The following is an 18,420-nucleotide window of genomic DNA, read 5'->3' on the forward strand; positions in this document are numbered from 1 at the left end:
AAAGAACAAGGAGCAAAGAACAAGGAGTGTTAAGTTTGTTGCTCGTTTGTTTATTGGTCCTTGGTTATTGGTAATTAGGAGTAAAGAACAAGGAGCAAAGAGTAAGGAGTGTTAAGTTTGTTCATCGTTTGTTTATTGGTGCTTGGTTATTGGTAATTAGGAGTAAAGAACAAGGAGCAAAGAGTAAGGAGTGTTAAGTTTGTTGCTCGTTTGTTTATTGGTGCTTGGTTATTGGTAATTAGGAGTAAAGAACAAGGAGCAAAGAACAAAGAGTGTTAAGTTTGTTCATCGTTTGTTTATTGGTGCTTGGTTATTGGTAATTAAGAAACAAGGATTAAGAACTTTTCGTGAAATCATTATTTCTTTGTTGTTTTATCTTTGTTGGTAAATTATGATCAAAATTGCCTATCATCCTATCTATGCGCACCCATTGCCAACTGGGCATCGTTTCCCCATGTTAAAATACGAACTGATACCTGAACAATTACTGCACGAAGGAACAATCACTAAACAGCATTTATTTGCTCCGGAGCCAACTGCCGAAGACAATATTGTAAATACACATGAATCAGGTTACTGGCAACTGTTAAAGGAGCTTAGCTTGCCCTATAAAGAACAGCGCAGAATAGGTTTTCCGCTAGATGCGCAATTGGTAGAGCGTGAAATTAGGATAGCACAGGGAACTATTGACGGGGCAATGTACGCACAGCAAAATGGCATTGCTTTTAATGTGGCCGGAGGTACGCATCATGCTGGCAGCAATTGGGGCGAAGGTTTTTGTCTGTTAAACGATCAGGCTATTGCGGCTAATTATTTGTTACATCATCAACTTGCCAAACGTATCTTAATTATTGATTTAGATGTACACCAAGGTAATGGCACGGCCCAAATATTTGAGAAAGAAAATAGGGTGTTCACTTTTTCGATGCATGGCGATAAAAATTTCCCTTTTCGGAAAGAAAAATCAGATTTAGACATAGCCTTGGCAGACGGTACTGGCGATGAAGAATTTTTAACTGTTTTAAATGAGCAGTTGCCATTGATACTTGATAAGCACAAGCCCGATTTTGTTTTTTACCTTGCTGGTGTAGATGTGTTGGCTACCGATAAATTGGGCAAGCTTGCCTTAAGTAAAGCCGCTTGTAAGCAACGCGACCAAATTGTTTTTGAAAATTGCTTAAAGAACGGGCTGCCTGTACAAGTAAGCATGGGCGGTGGCTATTCTGAAGATATTAAAATTATTGTGGATGCACATTGCAATACTTTTAGAACTGCTTTTGAGCTATGGAGTTAAACGTTAAATTTGATAATCTAAAACCTTACTTTAATGAACTTAAAACCGATCATTAGTGCACTTTGTAGCGTGTTTTTTCTTGGTGTAGCACAAAGCAATGCCCAAACCATTAGGCCTTTAAAAGGCGATACCGTTAAAATATGGCCTAAAAGCGAATGGAATGGGGTAGTGGGCAGGCCTTATAAACAACACATCCCTGTGCAAATTACCGTGCACCACGAAGGGGGTAAGCTGTTAGGCCTAAATGACGATGCCAAGCAAAGGCTTAAGAACATACAAACTTGGGGAATGGGGCCTGATCGTAAGTGGGCCGATGTGCCCTATCATTTGTTAATTGCGCCAGACGGTACGGTTTATCAAGGCAGAGACCCTTTAACCGTTGGCGAAACCAATACGGAGTACGACCCAACTGGTCATTTGCTGGTTTGCTTTTTGGGTAATTATAACCAACAAAAATTAGATGAAAAACTGTTAAAGGTGCTCACTAATTTATTAGCTGACCAATGTATAAAATACGGTATATCGCCAACCAAAATCTCTACCCATAAAGACCATAGCAAACAAACCACTTGCCCCGGAGAAGATATTTACAGCTATTTTAAAAGTGGTTATATTGTTGATGAAGTAACTAAGGAACAAGGAGTAAGGAGCAAGGGAGGTTAAGGTTATGCTTCGTTTGGTTAACGCCCACCGTCTTTCCAACTTAATCTCACCCTCAATCTCAACCTCAACCTCAACCCTTATTCTCTCAACTTCGGTCATCGGTCTTTCAGCTTTAGTCTTTGAGCTTTCAGCCTCAACCTCAACCTCAATCTCAATCTTAACCTTTACTCCTAAAGTTGCTATTGGTTGCTTTAATCGTCAAATAAAATGTCAATAAAATATAATACTCCCTTTAATCTAGTAGCGATGTAAAGGCTAATTTTTTTAGTTTTTGACGCTAATATTTTTAGTATTCATTTACATTAGCTAGTTTTGTATCCTAATTTTTTATCATAATGGAAAGGCATATCGTGCATATGGATCTGGATACATTCTTTGTGTCTTGCGAACGATTAATGAACTCTCAGCTAAATAATATACCCTTGATCATCGGTGGAGGGGATCGAGGCGTGGTAGCATCCTGTTCTTATGAGGCAAGGGTATTCGGAGTGCGTTCAGCTATGCCCATGAAGATGGCACTTCGGCTCTGCCCTCAGGCCAAAGTGGTAAAGGGAGATATGGAACTGTACTCAAAGCTTTCTAGGACCGTGACAGAGATTATTGGCGAAAAGGCTCCGGTAATGGAAAAAGCAAGCATAGACGAATTCTATATTGATATGACCGGCATGGATAAGTTCTTTGGAGCCTACGCATGGACAAGGGAACTCGTTCATACCATTACCAGAGAAACCGGGCTTCCACTTAGTTACTCACTTTCAATTAACAAGACCGTATCAAAGATGGCCACCAACGAAGGTAAGCCCAATGGCAAACTTCAGGTTACACAACCCATGGTCAGACCATTCTTAAATCCGCTTTCGATACGTAAAATCCCCATGCTCGGAGAACAGACCTTTACATTGCTCTCGCGTATTGGAATAAGAACTATCGAAACATTAGCCCAGATGCCCAAGGAAATACTACAGCAAATGATAGGCAAGAACGGGCTGGAACTATGGAAGAAGGCCAACGGATTAGACTTTAGTGAAGTAGAACCCTACCGGGAGCGCAAGTCCATATCTACTGAACAGACTTTTGGACAGGATACGATAGATATGGTAAAGATGAAGTCCATTCTTACGGGAATGGTGGAAAAACTGGCCTTTCAGCTGCGGGACGAACAATGGCTTACTGCTGTGGTCACTGTAAAAATCCGCTATGCAAATTTCGATACCGAAACAAAACAGAGAAGAATAGCCTATACCTCTGCCGATCACATACTATCCAGAGTGGTATTGGAACTTTTTGAAGCCTTATTCCAACGAAGGATGAGGTTACGCTTGATCGGGATACAGTTTGGCGGGCTTGTAAGAGGAACATACCAGATCAACTTGTTTGAAGATACCATAGAAATGATGTCCTTGTACCAGGCGATGGACCGGATGAAAAAGCGTTTTGGGTCTAATGCCGTTACCCGTGGTGGAGAATATAAGAGGAAGTAAAAATGTATATCAACTGCCACTCCTATCATAGCCTGCGTTACGGTACAATACCTCTTGATGAACTGATCGGAGAAGCTATTGCTTGTGGAGTACAGGCAATGGCGCTCACAGATGTCAATACCATTACGGGTATTTATGATTTTTTCAAGGGATGCAGGGAAGCAGGGATTAAGCCATTGGTAGGCATAGAGTTTAGACAAAAAAACAAACTCCATTTTATAGGCCTAGCAAAAAATGCTTCGGGGCTAGCAGAAATGAACCGCTTCTTAACAGCGCATAACCTGAATGGTACTGAACTACCCTCTATCGCTCCTATATTTAATGATGTAGTGGTGGTCTATTCAATGGGTAATGCTCCAGAAGCATTGCGTGATTTCGAATATATAGGAGTAAGGCCCGAAGAGCTTACTCTCCTCTATCAGCAAAAATGGAAAGATAAACTTCATGCAATGGTAATACTTCAGCCAGTTGTTTATCGCACAAAAAGTGAGTATAACCTACACAAGATACTTCGGGCAATTGATACCAATGCATTATTATCAAAACTTATTGAGGACGATTATTGCAAAAGATCGGATGTAATGCTTCCTATGGCAGATCTGCTGGATAAATATCTTTCATATCCGCAGATCGTCTTAAACACAACCAAAATCATTGGAGAATGCAATTTTGAGTTTGATTTTAGCACACCAAAAAATCGGAGATTTTATACCGACAGCCAAAAATCGGATATGTTATTGCTCAGAAACCTGTCGATACAAGGGATGTACAGGAGATATGGCAAAGAACATACACTAGCCAGGGCAAGGGTCGAAAAGGAGTTGAAGGTAATTGACGAATTACAGTTTAGCGGATATTTTCTGATTACGTGGGATATTATCCGTTACAGTAACAGTATGGGCTTTATGCACATTGGGCGGGGCAGTGGCGCCAATAGTATCATAGCCTACTGCCTTGGTATTACCGATATATGTCCGCTCGAACTGGATCTCTATTTCGAGAGGTTCTTAAACCTCAATAGAAAGACACCACCGGATTTTGATATTGATTGGAGTTGGCAGCAACGGGATATTATCCTGGAGTATATATTTAACCGTTACGGTAGGGATCACGTTGCCTTTTGTGGTACTAACGTAGAATTTAAATACCGTTCAATCTTTCGGGAGGTGGGAAAGGTATTCGGCCTCCCAAAAGAAGAGTTGGACATACTTGCTAAAAATCCAATGGCACAGCATGATACCAACAAGATCGTAATGCTCGTGCAGAAATATGGATTGATGCTCGAAAAATATCCCAACCAACGAAGTATGCACTCATGTGGCATATTGATCTCCGACGAACCTATTACCAATTTCACTACGCTAGAGCTACCGCCCAAGGGCTTTCCCATTGTGCAGTTTGATATGCACATTGCTGAAGATATAGGCTTCGATAAGTTCGATATACTCTCTCAAAGAGGTATTGGCCACATTGATGAGAGTGTGAGGTTGATCGAGAAAAACCAAGGTATAAGAGTTGATATCCGGGACACACGAATTTCAAAGGACGAAGCTACAGTTAATCAATACCTGGCAACAGGTAATACAATTGGGTGTTTTTATATCGAAAGCCCGGCTATGCGGGGTTTGTTAAGGAGATTAAAATGCAATAATTATAAAACATTGGTGGCAGCATCTTCTATTATCAGGCCAGGCGTTGCCCAATCTGGCATGATGAAGGAATATATATACCGCCATAACCATCCCGATAAATTTGAGTATTTCCATGAGGTGTTTAAAGAACAGTTGGGCGAAACATATGGCATAATGGTGTACCAGGAAGATGTAATTAAGATTGCACTTCATTATGGCGGCCTTGCTCCGGCAGATGGCGATATCCTTAGACGTGCCATGAGCGGTAAGGGGCGCTCTAAAACAGCGTTGCAGAGAGTTAAGGATAATTTTTTTACTTCCTGCCAACGTTTGGGACATCCCCACCAGTTGAGCGAGGAGATTTATCGTCAGATCGAAAGTTTCGCAGGCTATTCTTTCTGTAAGGCACATTCGGCATCTTACGCCGTAGAGAGTTATCAAAGCCTCTATCTCAAAGTATATTATCCCGTAGAATTTATGGTGGCCGTAATCAATAACCAAGGGGGATTTTATCGCACGGAGGTATATGTACATGAAGCAAGGATGTCCGGAGGCGTTATCCATAATCCATGTGTCAACAGGAGCGAAATCGAAGCCACAGTTTATGGCAAGGATATATTTTTGGGCTATATGCAACTGCAGGGCCTACCAACTGAGATTGCCCATAAGTTAATTGCAGAACGTACAGCACACGGCAAGTACAGTTCACTGGAAGACTTTATTAACCGCGTTCCTATTGGAGTCGAAGCGCTACAGATATTGATATTTATTGGAGCCTTCCGTTTTACAGGAAAAACAAAGAATCAACTGCTTATTAAAGCCCGGCTAATCCTAAGTAACCATAAAAAGGAAAACCAGCAGCCCGTATTTTTACAAGAACCGGTAAAGGAGTATCAATTGCCTAAACTTGAAAGATCCGTGTTCGAAGATGCTTTTGATGAAATTGAATTGCTAAGTTTTCCTATTTCATGTTCCCCCTTTGACCTACTGAAAACCAAATTCCGGGGCGATGTAATGGCTAAAAACCTCATACATTACCATAAAAAACAGGTTCGTATGCTCGCTTATCTCATCTCCAGAAAGCATGTGCCTACCAAAAGGGGAGAAATGTACTTCGGCACCTGGATTGATGCCAATGGTGAGTTTTTCGATACGGCCCATTTTGCCGACTGCCTAAAAAAATATCCCTTTCACGGCGGCGGCTGTTACCTGCTCTTAGGAACTGTCGAAGTAGATTATCATTTTCCGACCATCACGATCCATAAAATGGCCAAGATGCCTTTTATGGCCGACCCCCGATACGGAAGCTCCGAAGCTCGGACATATCAGTATAAAGCACACCAAAACATCAAAGAAGATATTAGCATGACCCACCGGGCACCATATCCGCAGGAGCAGGAAATCGGATTGCCACGCTACAAAATGAAATAGATGAAAAAACAGGAATACGCCATAGTAGATATAGAGACCACTGGAGGAAATGCACGTGGCAGCCGCATTACAGAGATTGCCATTATTATCCATGATGGCACCCAAGTTGTTGACCGTTGGGAAACCCTTATAAATCCTCAAAAAGAAATACCGCTTCCTATTTTTGCCCTTACTGGCATTAACAATGCAATGGTAAAAGATGCGCCTATATTTGATGAGGTAGCTGAGAAGGTTCTCAAGATGCTTAATGCCCGCATCTTTGTGGCACACAATGTCAATTTCGATTATTCATTTGTTCGTCATGAGCTAGAACTGGCAGGTTTTGTGTGGACAGCCAGAAAATTATGCACCGTACGAATGGCGAGAAAAATTAGACCGGGTATCCGCTCTTATAGTTTGGGCAATCTATGCCGATCCCTAGACATACCGATTGAAAACCGCCACCGGGCGGGCGGCGATGCCGATGCTACCGCCATTCTGTTTTCCAGACTGCTAAAATGGGATGAGGAAGGGCAAATCCATAAGATGGTGAAGAATACCTCACATGATCAGCGTTTGCCACCCAACCTTCCCCCAGAAGATTTCGAGGCATTGCCCGAAAGAACTGGCGTTTATTACTTCTATAACCAAGCCCATAAAGTAATCTACGTCGGAAAGGCCGTAAACCTAAAAAAACGCGTAGCATCCCATTTTAGTGGACATAATATTAACCCACAACGACAGAATTTTTTGAGGGATATATACAGTATATCCTTTGAGATCTGTGCCACCGAATTAATAGCGCTCCTGTTGGAATGTGCCGAGATCAAAAAACTTTGGCCAGCTTATAACAGGGCATTAAAACGCTTTGAGCCTAAATACGGCCTTTTTGAGTACGAGGCACATAGCGGTTACAGGTATTTGGCAATTGGCAAGCTCACTAAGCATCAAACATGCCTGCATGTTTTCGACCGTGAATATGACGGAATAAAATTACTTCGTAGCCTTGCCGAACAATTTGAAATTGATAACCGCTTCTGTAAATACGGAAGTCCAGCAGGTAGAGAAACTGCTGCGGAAAACAATCTGGCTGAGTGGCCAGATATGAACCAACATAACGAAAAGATAGAAAGCGCACTTGAGTTGCTATTGAAAAACAGGCCAAGCTTTGCAATTCTCGATAAGGGAAGAACCGATGACGAACGAAGCTGTATATGGGTAGAAAACGGCGAGTTTTACGGTATGGGGTATATCGCTGCTGAAGAAGGGTTTACCGATCTATCTTTGCTAAAAGAATATGTTACTCCGTATAAAAGTAATCACTATATGATGCAATTGGTGTATGGCTATGTGCAAAAGTATCCAAGGAAACGTTTTCTATCCTAAAGTGCAATCCCAAAGAAATAGTGGAGCAGGTAGTATCCCATAGAAAGAGGCTACCTCTACTTCACCTTTACCGTATTATTGCATCTAGGGTATTTGGTACAGCCTAAAAACACACTATGCTTACCAGTACGCTTAACCATAAAACCACTATTGCAGCTTGGGCAAAGTAAACTTTTGTCTAAAATCTCTATGTTTTTAAAGGTCTGGTTACAAATAGGGTAATGCGAGCAGCCTAAAAACTGACTATTATTGATAGGACTCTGTTTAATCTTTAGTTTTCCCGTTTTACAATAAGGACAATGGGTACTTTGAAACGATTCGCCGTTCTTTGTTAAAACGTAATTACTATCTTCCAGCAATTCTTCTATAAATGTACTTGCTTCGTTAGGGATAAGCAGTACCACCTCATTTTTTGTACGTGTTAAGGCAACGTAAAACAACCTGCGTTCTTCAGCAAATCGGTAAGCTTCATCATCACTTAAAAGTAAGGATAAGATAGGGTCGTCGGTTACTTTATTAGGGAAACCCAACCAGTCGTTCTTCAGGTTCAGTAAAATTACATTATCAGCCTCTGCACCCTTCGATTTATGAACCGTTAAGAAATTAATTTCCACATCCTCAAACCCCTTTACTTCTAATTTTCCCGTTCTTTCTATAAATTTAATGCTGCCATTGGCATATTTAACGAGTTCAATCGCATCAAAGCTATGCCTACCCAACACCAAAATAGATTTCTTGCCATATCGGGTCACCAAATTTTGCACTTCATTTAAAAAAGTAGTTTCAATATCGTTGCGGTTATGATGTACAAACTTGATGGGCGAGGTTAGGGGCTCTTTCTTTGAAATGGGATTTTTAGCAATTTGCTTAGGGTTCTTTTTTACAAAATTGGCAGACACGTTTATTAACTCTTGCGAGTTTCTAAAGGTTTGCTCTATCAATAGCTGCTCATAATGGCCTACATATTTCCCAAAATTGCTAAACAGCGAAATATCGCTACCTGCAAAACGATAGATAGACTGCCAGTCGTCGCCTACGCAGGTTAAACGAGCACCAGAAAGATCTCTTATTTCTTTAATCAAATTAAAACGAGAAAAAGAAATGTCTTGATACTCATCAATAATAATATAGCGGTAATTGTATTTCGGTTGGTTAGCTCTAATTAATTCGGTAGCTCTATTAATCATATCGTTAAAATCTATCTCACAGCGTTCCTTCAACGTTTCGTTATATTTATTTAGAATAGGTAGCGTAAAACTCAAAAACATTTCATGCCGCTCGGCCATAAAAAGATCTTTGATACTAAATTTAGCAGAATAGATTTCTTTTAAATTCACCGCTTCCAACTGCCTAGATTTACTTAGGTTAATAAAGCCCTCAATAAGTTTAACTAGCTCTTTTCCAAAGTTTTGGTCGTTTGCCGAAACCTGTGTGTAAATATCTTCGGCTTTTAAGGGCTTAAACACCACATTTTCGGCTTCTAACATTTCTTTAAGCTTGCTAAGCAGTATTTTGTCTCTGTTGTAGTAAGAGTAAGTTTCTAATAGTTTGGTGTGGTATGTTTTGTGCATTTCGCGTTTCACCTGCATTTCTTCCACGTACTTTTCTTCATTTACAGCAGATAGCCATTTTGCCTCATCATTCTCATCAACCCCAAAATGCTCTAAATAAATGTCGGCATCTTTAAGGTAAAAATCGGGACGATACACGCCCGTACCATGCGGGTAGGGTTTTTCATACTCGTAGGCTATGCCGTTAACATAAAGGAAATTAGCAATAATAAGTTCTTCAACACTTTTAACCCTTTCGCCCTGTATGGTATCTAGCTTTACGCTTTTAACCACGTTTGTAGGTTCGCATTTCGATTTTAAGGTTTGAAAATCAATGCCCTTTTCGGTGTCTATTTTCTCGCCCAACGATGCGTAGCTGTCATTTTCTTCGGGTATATTCATGTAGCAAGCCACATACTCCACGTAAGCTTTTAATGCTTTCGTGTCGTTTAATATATCGGTTTTTAAATAAGCTGTAATTACCTTGTTCAAAGTGTTTTCGTTGGTGGTCACCGGTATATGGTCTTCAAACTGTTTAATGGTATTGTAACCTAGTTTATGAAACGTTACCGCACGGGTACCCAAGCCCAAGGCTGTTATTCGGTTGTTTAAATCCTCTACCGTTTTATTGGTAAACGATAGCAATAAAATATCATTAGGGTTTACGTTTTTTTGCTCAATAAGATATTTCACTTTGGCCAAAATGGTTAAGGTTTTGCCAGAACCAGCACCCGCAATAATAAGATTCGAGTACTCGTCTGTAACCAAAGCAGTGCGCTGCTGCTCATCTAGGCTTTTTCCTTCAATATCATCAAAGTATAGTTTTAGCCGCTCTTTTTCTGCTTTAACGTAATTTAAGTTGTGCTGCTTAACATGGTGGTCTATGTTCTCGTATAACTCGTTAAACTCCCTAATGCGTTCTTCTTTCTTATAATAATTGTTTTTGTTCTTAAAGAAATCTTCTGTTGCGGCATAGGCAGCTTTTATTCGATCGCGTTCAACCCAGGTAACATAGCCTGTTAGGGTTTTCATTTGGCCTAAAAATGTAATGACTTCCTGTAGTTTGGCCATATAAGTAGGCCTGGTATATTTCTTCTTGTTTTGCTGGGTCAGGTAAAACCATATAAAGGTAAATAGGGCAAGGACAGCGAGGACGAGCTTGGGCATGTAATGTTGATGAAAATTTTTTGCCGTAAGATAAGAATAAAACGCAAAATCTGCTAAATCACCCCAAACAGCCAAGTGTAATTAGGTCTTTACTCTTTGCTCCTTGTTCCTTGCTCTTTACTCCTTACCCTTTAGTCATCGGTCATCCAACTCTTTAGTCTTTCAGCTTTAGTCTTTAGTCTTTGCTCTTTAGTCTTTACTCCTTGCTCCTTGCTCCTTGTTCTTTACTCTTTACTCTTTCGGCTTTAGTCTTTAGTCTTTGCTCTTTACTCCTTGCTCTTTAGTCTTCGGTCATCGGTCTTCCAACTCCTTACTCCTTTTTTACACAGAAAATAATTATCTTAGGGCTCGCCAAACAAAATGAAAACTACAGCGCTCTCCACATACGCCAAAGCCTTTGCCAAACTCAAAAGAGGCGGCACCAAATACGGTGCGGCACCGCATAAGCCTATTTTGCTGTTAAGCATCATCGAACTCATCGAAAAAAACATCGTAACCGATAACCGAGTATTTGTAGATGCCCAACTGGTAGGCACCTTTAAAGAAAATTGGCTCTTGCTTGTAAATACTGCCCACCAAGAAGATTTTACCCAACCTTTCTACTACTTACAAAACGAAAGGGTAGCAGGACAAGGCTACTGGTTTCTACAGTCTATGCCAGGCTGCCAAATCAATGCACATATCAAATCAGTAAGTGTGTTGGCTAGTGTTTGCGCTTATGGTTATTTAGCCGCCGATTTATGGCTCTTGTTAAACGATGCCGTGAGCCGTGCCTATCTCAAACAAGTATTGCTAGCTACTTATTTCGCAGCAACCCAAAATAACCTGCTCAGCGCCAAACAGCAGGGGCAAGGCTACCTTAACGATCAAACCTCCGATCTGCTCGAAGAACCTCAAGCTAAATATAAACACATTAGTAAACACACCGAAGAAGACGTTTTTGTGCGCAATGGCCTGTTTAAACGCCTAGTGCCACGCCTCTACCAACAGCAGTGCAGCTTTACAGGTATGACCCTCAGCAGCCTATACAGGCATAGCTTTGTAGATGCCTGCCACATCATACCTTTTAGCCACAGCCAAAACGATAGCGTAACCAACGGCATTGCACTTTGCCCAAACATGCACCGAGCTTTCGATCGGGGCCTGCTCAGTATCGATGAGAATTACCGCATCCTAGTTTCCGAACATTTAACAGAAGATAAAAACCATCCTTATGCGCTAGCATCTTTAAAAGGAAAACAAATCATATTGCCCCAACAACAAAACCATTACCCAGCGCAGCAAGCTTTGGCTTGGCATAGGAGCGAGGTGTTTAAGGGTTAGATAGGCAAATAAGATAGTTAGAAACAAATGTTGCTAAGTAGCCTTACTTTTCCACTATAATAAGCGTATACCTTCTATATTAAGCTTTTTCTACTTTTTATAGTTACAGCATTAATTTGATGTTTTTCGACTGACCTGCAAGTAAGAAGGTTGTCGTCGAATATTACAATATTGTTGCCTGTAGGATGCAAAGAGCTCCTAAACTTAATTCCTTGTACGCCTGTAAATACCTTAATAAATTCACAAATAAATTGCGTGGGAATATAGTCAAGCTCCGAGTCGTATCTACGCATAGGCTTTGAAAGATCAATGCTGATGCTCTTTTTGAGTAAGGTAGATTTAATGCGTTTATTCACTTCAGATGGATGGAATAAGGTAGGTATTTCAGTGAAATCAGAAATTTTAACTTCTGCGGTAACATTGTCTGCAACAGAAAATGTGGCAATAGTTACTTCATCTAAATACGAAGCTCTAATTTCATAAAGTATAGTATCTGGATTATCACTTAAATATAAATAAGGAATGCCAATAGGGTTTGACCTCCCCGCAGTAGATATTGCTTTTGGAGGACAGTTCATTTCTTCAATAGGAAATGAAGCGGTAGCAGGTTGCGTGTGAATTCTCGCTCTAAAATAATGGTCTTCCTTTTTCAGGTTAATTTTACTGTTAAAAAAACCATCCCAGCCAAGATCCTCCGTTAAATAGGCTATATCTGTCAAATAGCGTCGTTCCCATTTCAATTGTTCTTTCAGTTCTTGCCAATAATTGATGTTCGCAATAATTTCGTCGTTAAAGTCAACAGGGTCGTCAATGCTTTGTATTGAGGTGTTAATTGACGGGATAACTGCGTTTAGAATTTTACTAGCTATTGCATTGCTTTTAAATAAGTCCCAATTGCCTTGTAGTTTATGGATAATGGTTTCACCTTTATCACGGAACTGGAAATTAGCAAACAACTCGTTAAAAAAATCGAAAAGTTCTGCTAACGCGATGGTTTCTATGTTGGTTGCCTTGCAGCAAGCGCAAGTCCCCACTTTTGCCTGAGCAATAATGAAACCCCGCAGTTCCTCATCAAGAAAGCATTCTTTGCAAACAGTTTCCATTAGCGTAACAGATAAGAGGCAACTACAATCAGGTGGTTTTTGATGGAGATTTTCTTAACGGTGCCAAGTCCTGGATAACGGCCTTCGGTTAAATACCTACGTAGTTCTTCAATAGCGACATTGTTAATACCTTCTGCATCGCAAAAATCAATAGCCTTTTGGGCAGCTTGGGCAAACTTACCCTGTACATTGGCAATAGAATCATTAGACTCCGACGTGAAGTGCCTAATCCAAAACGTATTAGAATCTTCTTCGTTCTGGTAGGTAAGATGAATAACCACCGCTCTCGGCGTGCTACCACCCTCCACATATAAGGAGGGAAGAGTGGTGTAATCAGAGAAGCCCTGATAATTTTCCTCCCGATAATACAGATGTTCCTCACTGAATTTGTGTCCTGGTATCTCTAAAAAATCAGCGTTTTTTGCCTGTTTCTCAAAAACATCATCAAGTCTAATGTAATTCTTCCCTAAAGTTTTAATGTGACGGTCAAGGCTACGGTATTTGCCAGGATCAAGCAACATAATATCAGTAACCTCTGGCATGGCACAACATGCCTTAAATCCAATGTCGTTAGAAAAACTGTCCAGCCCTATAATCATACAATCCTCAAGACCATAATTAGCAATAGATTCTTGAATGAAGTCTTCATTGTCGGTATAGATAAAAGCCGGATAAAATCTGCAATTATCTAATTGACTAATATAATCAAGAAAGAAATTACTGTAAGCTGTTGTTTGTCCTACTTGCGGGTTAACAATCAAGAAACAGTTGAACTCATGGTTCTGAAATATCTCGTGAGCAATATTGAGGTTGCCAAACTCTTCCTTTACAGGTTCCAATACCGGAATAATGCTACCCTGTAGTGTGCCGTCTGCAACAAGCTCCCTTATAGATATCAGCTCAAATTGTCTAGCTCTCAAAAAAGGGTAGTACATATGCGTTTATTTAGGTGATCTGCGTATTTAAATTGGCTACCAAACAGTCAAGCTGTTTGGTACTTAGGTTTAAAGATAAACAAATTTGATTAAACTCAATATGTGCTTTTTTGAGGAATTGTTGTTTCGTCTTACGTTGTTTCATTACCTGCATAAACAAGCCATTTAGTGCTGCGGCTGGGATTTGGGAAATCAGTTCTTTACACTGGTCAAACTGCGTAAAGGCGTTCATTTCGGGTAGGTTTCCGTAGTAATCTAAAACTAGCTGTTTATATTCCTTAGTGTGTAGCATTTCCATCAATGCATGGGCATCCACATTGTAATTGGTAGTAGCAGCTCTTTCTAAATGGAAAAGGTTGTCGTCATAGGCAATAATTCCTACTTGTTCATCAATACCTATATAACGCTCTAATTGACTAAACGGAACAACAATATAAATCTCATTAAAAACCTTCTGATAAACGTTCAATTGGCTATTTAACCGATATGCTGTATCCAGAATAGTCTTAATCTCAAATACCTTCGAAATACCGTTAAACATCGCTAAATCAGCTATCGCCTTGCCTAATCGTAACTCACTAAAAATAACCGAATCATTGGTGCCTAGTTCATTTTTAAGCCAATTATTTAGAAACTGGTTCTTATAAATATACTCGTTAGGGTAGTGTTTAGAAAGTACTTTGTAGGCATGCTTAAAAAACTTTAAATAGGTGTTGCCCTTAAAGCGGCGGCTCGAAGCATATCTTTCCAATTTGGCATCGATAGAATTAAAATCATTAGCCAACAGTTTCATCATTTCACTTCTTGTAAAAAGAGTAGAATAATCTCTCAGTTGATGGTTTGAATACATTGATGCCTTTTATGCTTAAACTTCGGTCAAAAGTAAATATTATAATAACGAATAAATATTATTAATCGTAATAATTATTTGTATTAGTAATAAAGCTTCGGCTAAATATCATTCTCCAGCTGTAAGTTAAGCTAAATTCTAATAACGCTCATTTCGTAAAGTATGCCTGCTTTACGGGAAACCGTAGTAAATTTTGAGGGTGTTTAATGTCATTTGTTTAATAATAGCTTTTTTATAATTTAGCCACACATCCAATTTATAATACTTTTTATGACAAACGCTCCAATTAGTAACTTGCTTAGCCAAGTTAATAGTCTTTTTGCTCGATATGAAAAAATTAACGAGCTAACTGGCGATAGCTTTAATGTGTTTCGAATACTTAAGCTCGAATCATCTGAAGTACGAATGCACTCTGCATTTTTAGCCGAATTATTAAATCCAAAAGGTAGCCACGGACAGAAAGACGCCTTTCTAAAACTATTTATCACAAAGTTCTGCTATAAAGGCCAGCAAATCGATACGCAAAGTGCCGAGGTTTTTGTAGAAAAATATATCGGAACAGTTAATTACGAAGATCCAGAAGGTGGGCGAATAGATATTTATATTAAAGATAAGTATAATAATTACCTTACTATCGAAAACAAAATTTATGCGGGAGACCAGGACGGGCAGTTGGTTCGTTACCACAAGCACGCAACACATTCAGATTTATTTTATTTAACGTTAGCGGGAGATAAGCCTTCTGAGAAAAGTAGTAAAGGACTAAAAGAAGATGAAGATTTTAAATGTATTTCATATAGAGAAAATATTATCGAATGGTTAGATGCATGTAGAAAAGAAGTTGCTATTATCCCTATTGTTAGGGAAGCAATTAGCCATTATATCAATCTCATTAAGTATTTAACCAATCAAACTACTAACCACAATATGGAACAAGAATTAACAGCACTTACCAAAAGTAATTTTAAGGCAGCTTTTGCAATAGCGGGAAATTTAAATCATGCTATGCAAGAAATGGTAACTGATTTTGGAGAAGAAATGGTTGATGTTTTAATAGAAAAGGGAATTGAATGTGATTACAATATTGATTTCGGAAGAAATTATACAGGTATTTACTTAGGTAAAAAAGAATGGAAATATATTCGCATTGGCTTTCAATTCTGGGCTAGAAACCACAATATGATTTTTGGGCTTACCATTAACGGTACAGATAATTGGAGCCGACCTATGGAAATTCCATTGCCATTGAAAGAGCAACTGAAAAACTTGCCCAACAATGAAAAGCGAAATAACAATTGGTGGCCTTGGTATAACCATATGGAAGAAATTTACGGCAACTGGAATAAAGCGGAAGCTTATGAAGCTATTTCAGATGGCCGTATGCGAAAGATTTTTATTGAGAAAATTGACATGTTGATAAAGATGACCGAAGGAATTAAACTTTAAATAAGTTTGAATGAAAAAAGTTAATATTTTTTATAACTAATAGCCATACTGATACCTAGTTTAGACTTATTTGTCTAAGTAATGATTTATTTAAATTCATATCTTGCAACTCAATACAATAGAAAATAGCTATTAAAACCAATATACAAATGACAAGTACAGCGCAAAGAGCAGAATTACAAGCGAAGATATGGAAAATAGCCAACGAAGTGCGGGGCGCAGTAGATGGATGGGATTTTAAACAATTTGTATTAGGAGCGCTGTTTTACCGATTTATTAGTGAGAATTTTACTAACTATATAGAAGGAGGCGATGAAAGCGTAAACTATGCTAAATTTAACGATGCCGATATACCCGAAGATGTAAAAATAGACGCCATAAAAACCAAAGGATATTTTATTTATCCGACACAGCTGTTTGTGAATGTGGTTAAAACAGCTAATACGAATGCCAACCTGAACACAGATTTAAAAACTATTTTTAATGCCATTGAGAATTCTGCCATGGGGTATCCATCGGAAGAAGATATTAAAGGTTTATTTGCCGATTTTGATACCACCAGTACCCGTTTGGGCAATACGGTAGAAAGTAAAAACGACCGATTGGCCAAGGTTTTAAAGGGGGTAGAGGAACTTAATTTCGGGAATTTTGAAGACAACCAAATTGATTTGTTTGGTGATGCTTATGAATTTTTGATTAATAACTACGCTGCCAATGCTGGTAAATCGGGAGGGGAGTTTTTTACACCGCAAAATGTATCTAAACTGATTGCACAACTGGCCATGCATAAGCAAGAAAAGGTAAATAAAATTTACGACCCTGCGGCTGGTTCAGGTTCATTGTTGTTGCAAGCAAAAAAACATTTTGATAACCATGTAATTGAAGAAGGATTTTTTGGGCAAGAAATTAACCATACTACCTACAACTTGGCTCGTATGAATATGTTTTTGCACAACATTAATTATGATAAGTTTGATATTGCTTTAGGCAATACACTTACAGACCCTCATTTTGGTGATACTAAGCCTTTTGATGCCATTGTGTCTAACCCACCATATTCGGTAAATTGGGTGGGTAGTGATGACCCTACGTTGATAAACGACCCACGTTTTGCTCCTGCAGGTGTATTGGCACCAAAGTCTAAAGCAGATTTTGCTTTTGTTCTGCATGCACTCAATTACTTATCTAGCAAAGGAAGAGCTGCTATTGTGTGTTTCCCAGGTATCTTTTACCGTGGTGGTGCCGAGCAAAAAATTAGAAAATATTTAGTAGACCATAACTTTATAGAAACGGTAATTTCTTTGCCTTCTAATTTATTTTATGGTACGTCTATCTCCGTAAATATTTTGGTGTTGGCAAAAAATAAAACCAATACCAAAACCCAATTTATAAATGCTACGGGTGATGAATTCTTTAAGAAAGTAACCAATAACAATGTACTAGAAAATAAGCATATCGATAAGATTATGGACATCTTTGATGGCAAAGAAGATGTTGCACATATTGCCATTAGTAAAGATAACACAGAAATCGCGGCTAACGGCTATAATCTATCGGTAAGCTCTTATGTAGCCGACAAAGATAATCGCGAAAAAGTAGATATTATACAACTAAATGCCGAAATAAGCCAAACTGTAGAGAAGATTACCGCTTTACGTACTTCTATTGATAAGATAATAAAGGAGATTGAAGCATGAGTTATCTAGAGAAATTATTGGAGGGGGTAGAGGTGGAATGGATACCTTTAGATAAACTAATTTCTGTAATCACAGCTCCAACAAAGCTTAAAAAAGAATTTTACAGAAAAAATGGAAAATTGCCTATAATTGATCAAGGAATAGAATATATTGCTGGCTATACAGATGAAAAATTTTCTTCTGTTAAATTAGATAGTTATATCATTTTTGGAGATCATTCTGAGCATGTTAAATTTGTTGATTTTCAATTTATTCAAGGGGCAGATGGATTAAAAATTCTTAAACCAAAATTTGATAATGCTAAGTATATTTACTATGCCTTTATTAATTTTTATCGGAAGGAATTGAGCTATAAACGTCATTGGACAAGTGCAAAAGAAACTTTAATACCAATCCCATTTTATGATAAGCCTGAAAAATCCCTTGGAGTTCAAAAAGAGATCGTTCGTATATTAGATAGTTTTACAGAGCTTACAGCAGAGCT

Annotated in this window: 12 protein-coding genes and 1 pseudogene; 9 read left to right on the forward strand and 4 right to left on the reverse strand. The window is 38.9% G+C overall.

Going from position 1 to position 18,420, the window contains the following annotated elements; translation table 11 throughout:
• Positions 1 to 391 precede the first annotated feature (391 nt).
• The 5 genes from B3I52_RS03025 (at position 392) to B3I52_RS03045 (ending at position 7,865) form a co-directional block, all read left to right on the forward strand.
• Positions 392 to 1,294, forward strand: a complete 903-nt coding sequence (locus B3I52_RS03025; RefSeq protein WP_293298552.1) for a histone deacetylase family protein — start codon at positions 392 to 394, stop codon at positions 1,292 to 1,294.
• 33 nt (positions 1,295 to 1,327) lie between these two features.
• Entirely contained in the window at positions 1,328 to 1,957 is a 630-nt protein-coding gene (locus B3I52_RS03030; RefSeq protein ID WP_293298555.1) for a peptidoglycan recognition protein family protein, read from the forward strand.
• Between the two features lie 335 nt (positions 1,958 to 2,292).
• Positions 2,293 to 3,438 carry a DNA polymerase IV gene (gene dinB, locus B3I52_RS03035; RefSeq protein ID WP_293298558.1) on the forward strand — a complete coding sequence of 382 codons (1,146 nt, stop codon included), beginning with the start codon at positions 2,293 to 2,295 and terminating at the stop codon, positions 3,436 to 3,438.
• A gap of 2 nt (positions 3,439 to 3,440) precedes the next feature.
• Positions 3,441 to 6,500 carry a DNA polymerase III subunit alpha gene (locus B3I52_RS03040; RefSeq protein WP_293298560.1) on the forward strand — a complete coding sequence of 1,020 codons (3,060 nt, stop codon included), beginning with the start codon at positions 3,441 to 3,443 and terminating at the stop codon, positions 6,498 to 6,500.
• Positions 6,501 to 7,865: an exonuclease domain-containing protein gene (locus B3I52_RS03045; protein WP_293298563.1), complete on the forward strand. Its 1,365-nt coding sequence runs from the start codon at positions 6,501 to 6,503 to the stop codon at positions 7,863 to 7,865.
• 56 nt (positions 7,866 to 7,921) lie between these two features.
• Here B3I52_RS03045 and B3I52_RS03050 read toward each other — a convergent pair whose 3' ends face one another.
• Entirely contained in the window at positions 7,922 to 10,486 is a 2,565-nt protein-coding gene (locus B3I52_RS03050; RefSeq protein WP_293298566.1) for a UvrD-helicase domain-containing protein, read from the reverse strand.
• 456 nt (positions 10,487 to 10,942) lie between these two features.
• On the opposite strand from B3I52_RS03050, the gene B3I52_RS03055 reads away from it, so the two are divergent.
• Positions 10,943 to 11,905, forward strand: coding sequence for an HNH endonuclease (locus B3I52_RS03055; RefSeq protein ID WP_293298569.1), 963 nt, complete (start codon positions 10,943 to 10,945; stop codon positions 11,903 to 11,905).
• A 74-nt stretch (positions 11,906 to 11,979) separates the two neighbouring features.
• Here B3I52_RS03055 and B3I52_RS03060 read toward each other — a convergent pair whose 3' ends face one another.
• Genes B3I52_RS03060 through B3I52_RS03070 form a run of 3 tightly spaced genes read right to left on the reverse strand, consistent with a single transcriptional unit; the run spans position 11,980 to position 14,793 of the window.
• Positions 11,980 to 13,008 carry an RES family NAD+ phosphorylase gene (locus tag B3I52_RS03060; protein ID WP_293298572.1) on the reverse strand — a complete coding sequence of 343 codons (1,029 nt, stop codon included), beginning with the start codon at positions 13,006 to 13,008 and terminating at the stop codon, positions 11,980 to 11,982.
• Positions 13,008 to 13,943 carry a sce7725 family protein gene (locus tag B3I52_RS03065; RefSeq protein ID WP_293298575.1) on the reverse strand — a complete coding sequence of 312 codons (936 nt, stop codon included), beginning with the start codon at positions 13,941 to 13,943 and terminating at the stop codon, positions 13,008 to 13,010. The genes B3I52_RS03060 and B3I52_RS03065 overlap by 1 nt, the downstream gene beginning before the upstream one ends.
• Before the next feature lie 10 nt (positions 13,944 to 13,953).
• Positions 13,954 to 14,793, reverse strand: a complete 840-nt coding sequence (locus B3I52_RS03070) for a sce7726 family protein (protein ID WP_293298578.1) — start codon at positions 14,791 to 14,793, stop codon at positions 13,954 to 13,956.
• 270 nt (positions 14,794 to 15,063) lie between these two features.
• Here B3I52_RS03070 and B3I52_RS03075 point away from each other — a divergent pair, with 270 nt between their 5' ends.
• The 3 genes and pseudogenes from B3I52_RS03075 to B3I52_RS03085 all read left to right on the forward strand — a co-directional run.
• Entirely contained in the window at positions 15,064 to 16,239 is a 1,176-nt protein-coding gene (locus tag B3I52_RS03075; RefSeq protein WP_293298581.1) for a PD-(D/E)XK nuclease family protein, read from the forward strand.
• 149 nt (positions 16,240 to 16,388) lie between these two features.
• Positions 16,389 to 17,936 carry a type I restriction-modification system subunit M gene (locus tag B3I52_RS03080; RefSeq protein WP_293298583.1) on the forward strand — a complete coding sequence of 516 codons (1,548 nt, stop codon included), beginning with the start codon at positions 16,389 to 16,391 and terminating at the stop codon, positions 17,934 to 17,936.
• Positions 17,933 to 18,420 (forward strand): annotated as a pseudogene (locus B3I52_RS03085) (hypothetical protein); the annotation flags it as partial. The gene B3I52_RS03080 and the pseudogene B3I52_RS03085, both read left to right, overlap by 4 nt.

The organism is Pedobacter sp. UBA4863 (assembly GCF_002399615.1).
In the GTDB taxonomy this organism is placed as follows: Bacteria; Bacteroidota; Bacteroidia; order Sphingobacteriales; family Sphingobacteriaceae; genus Pedobacter.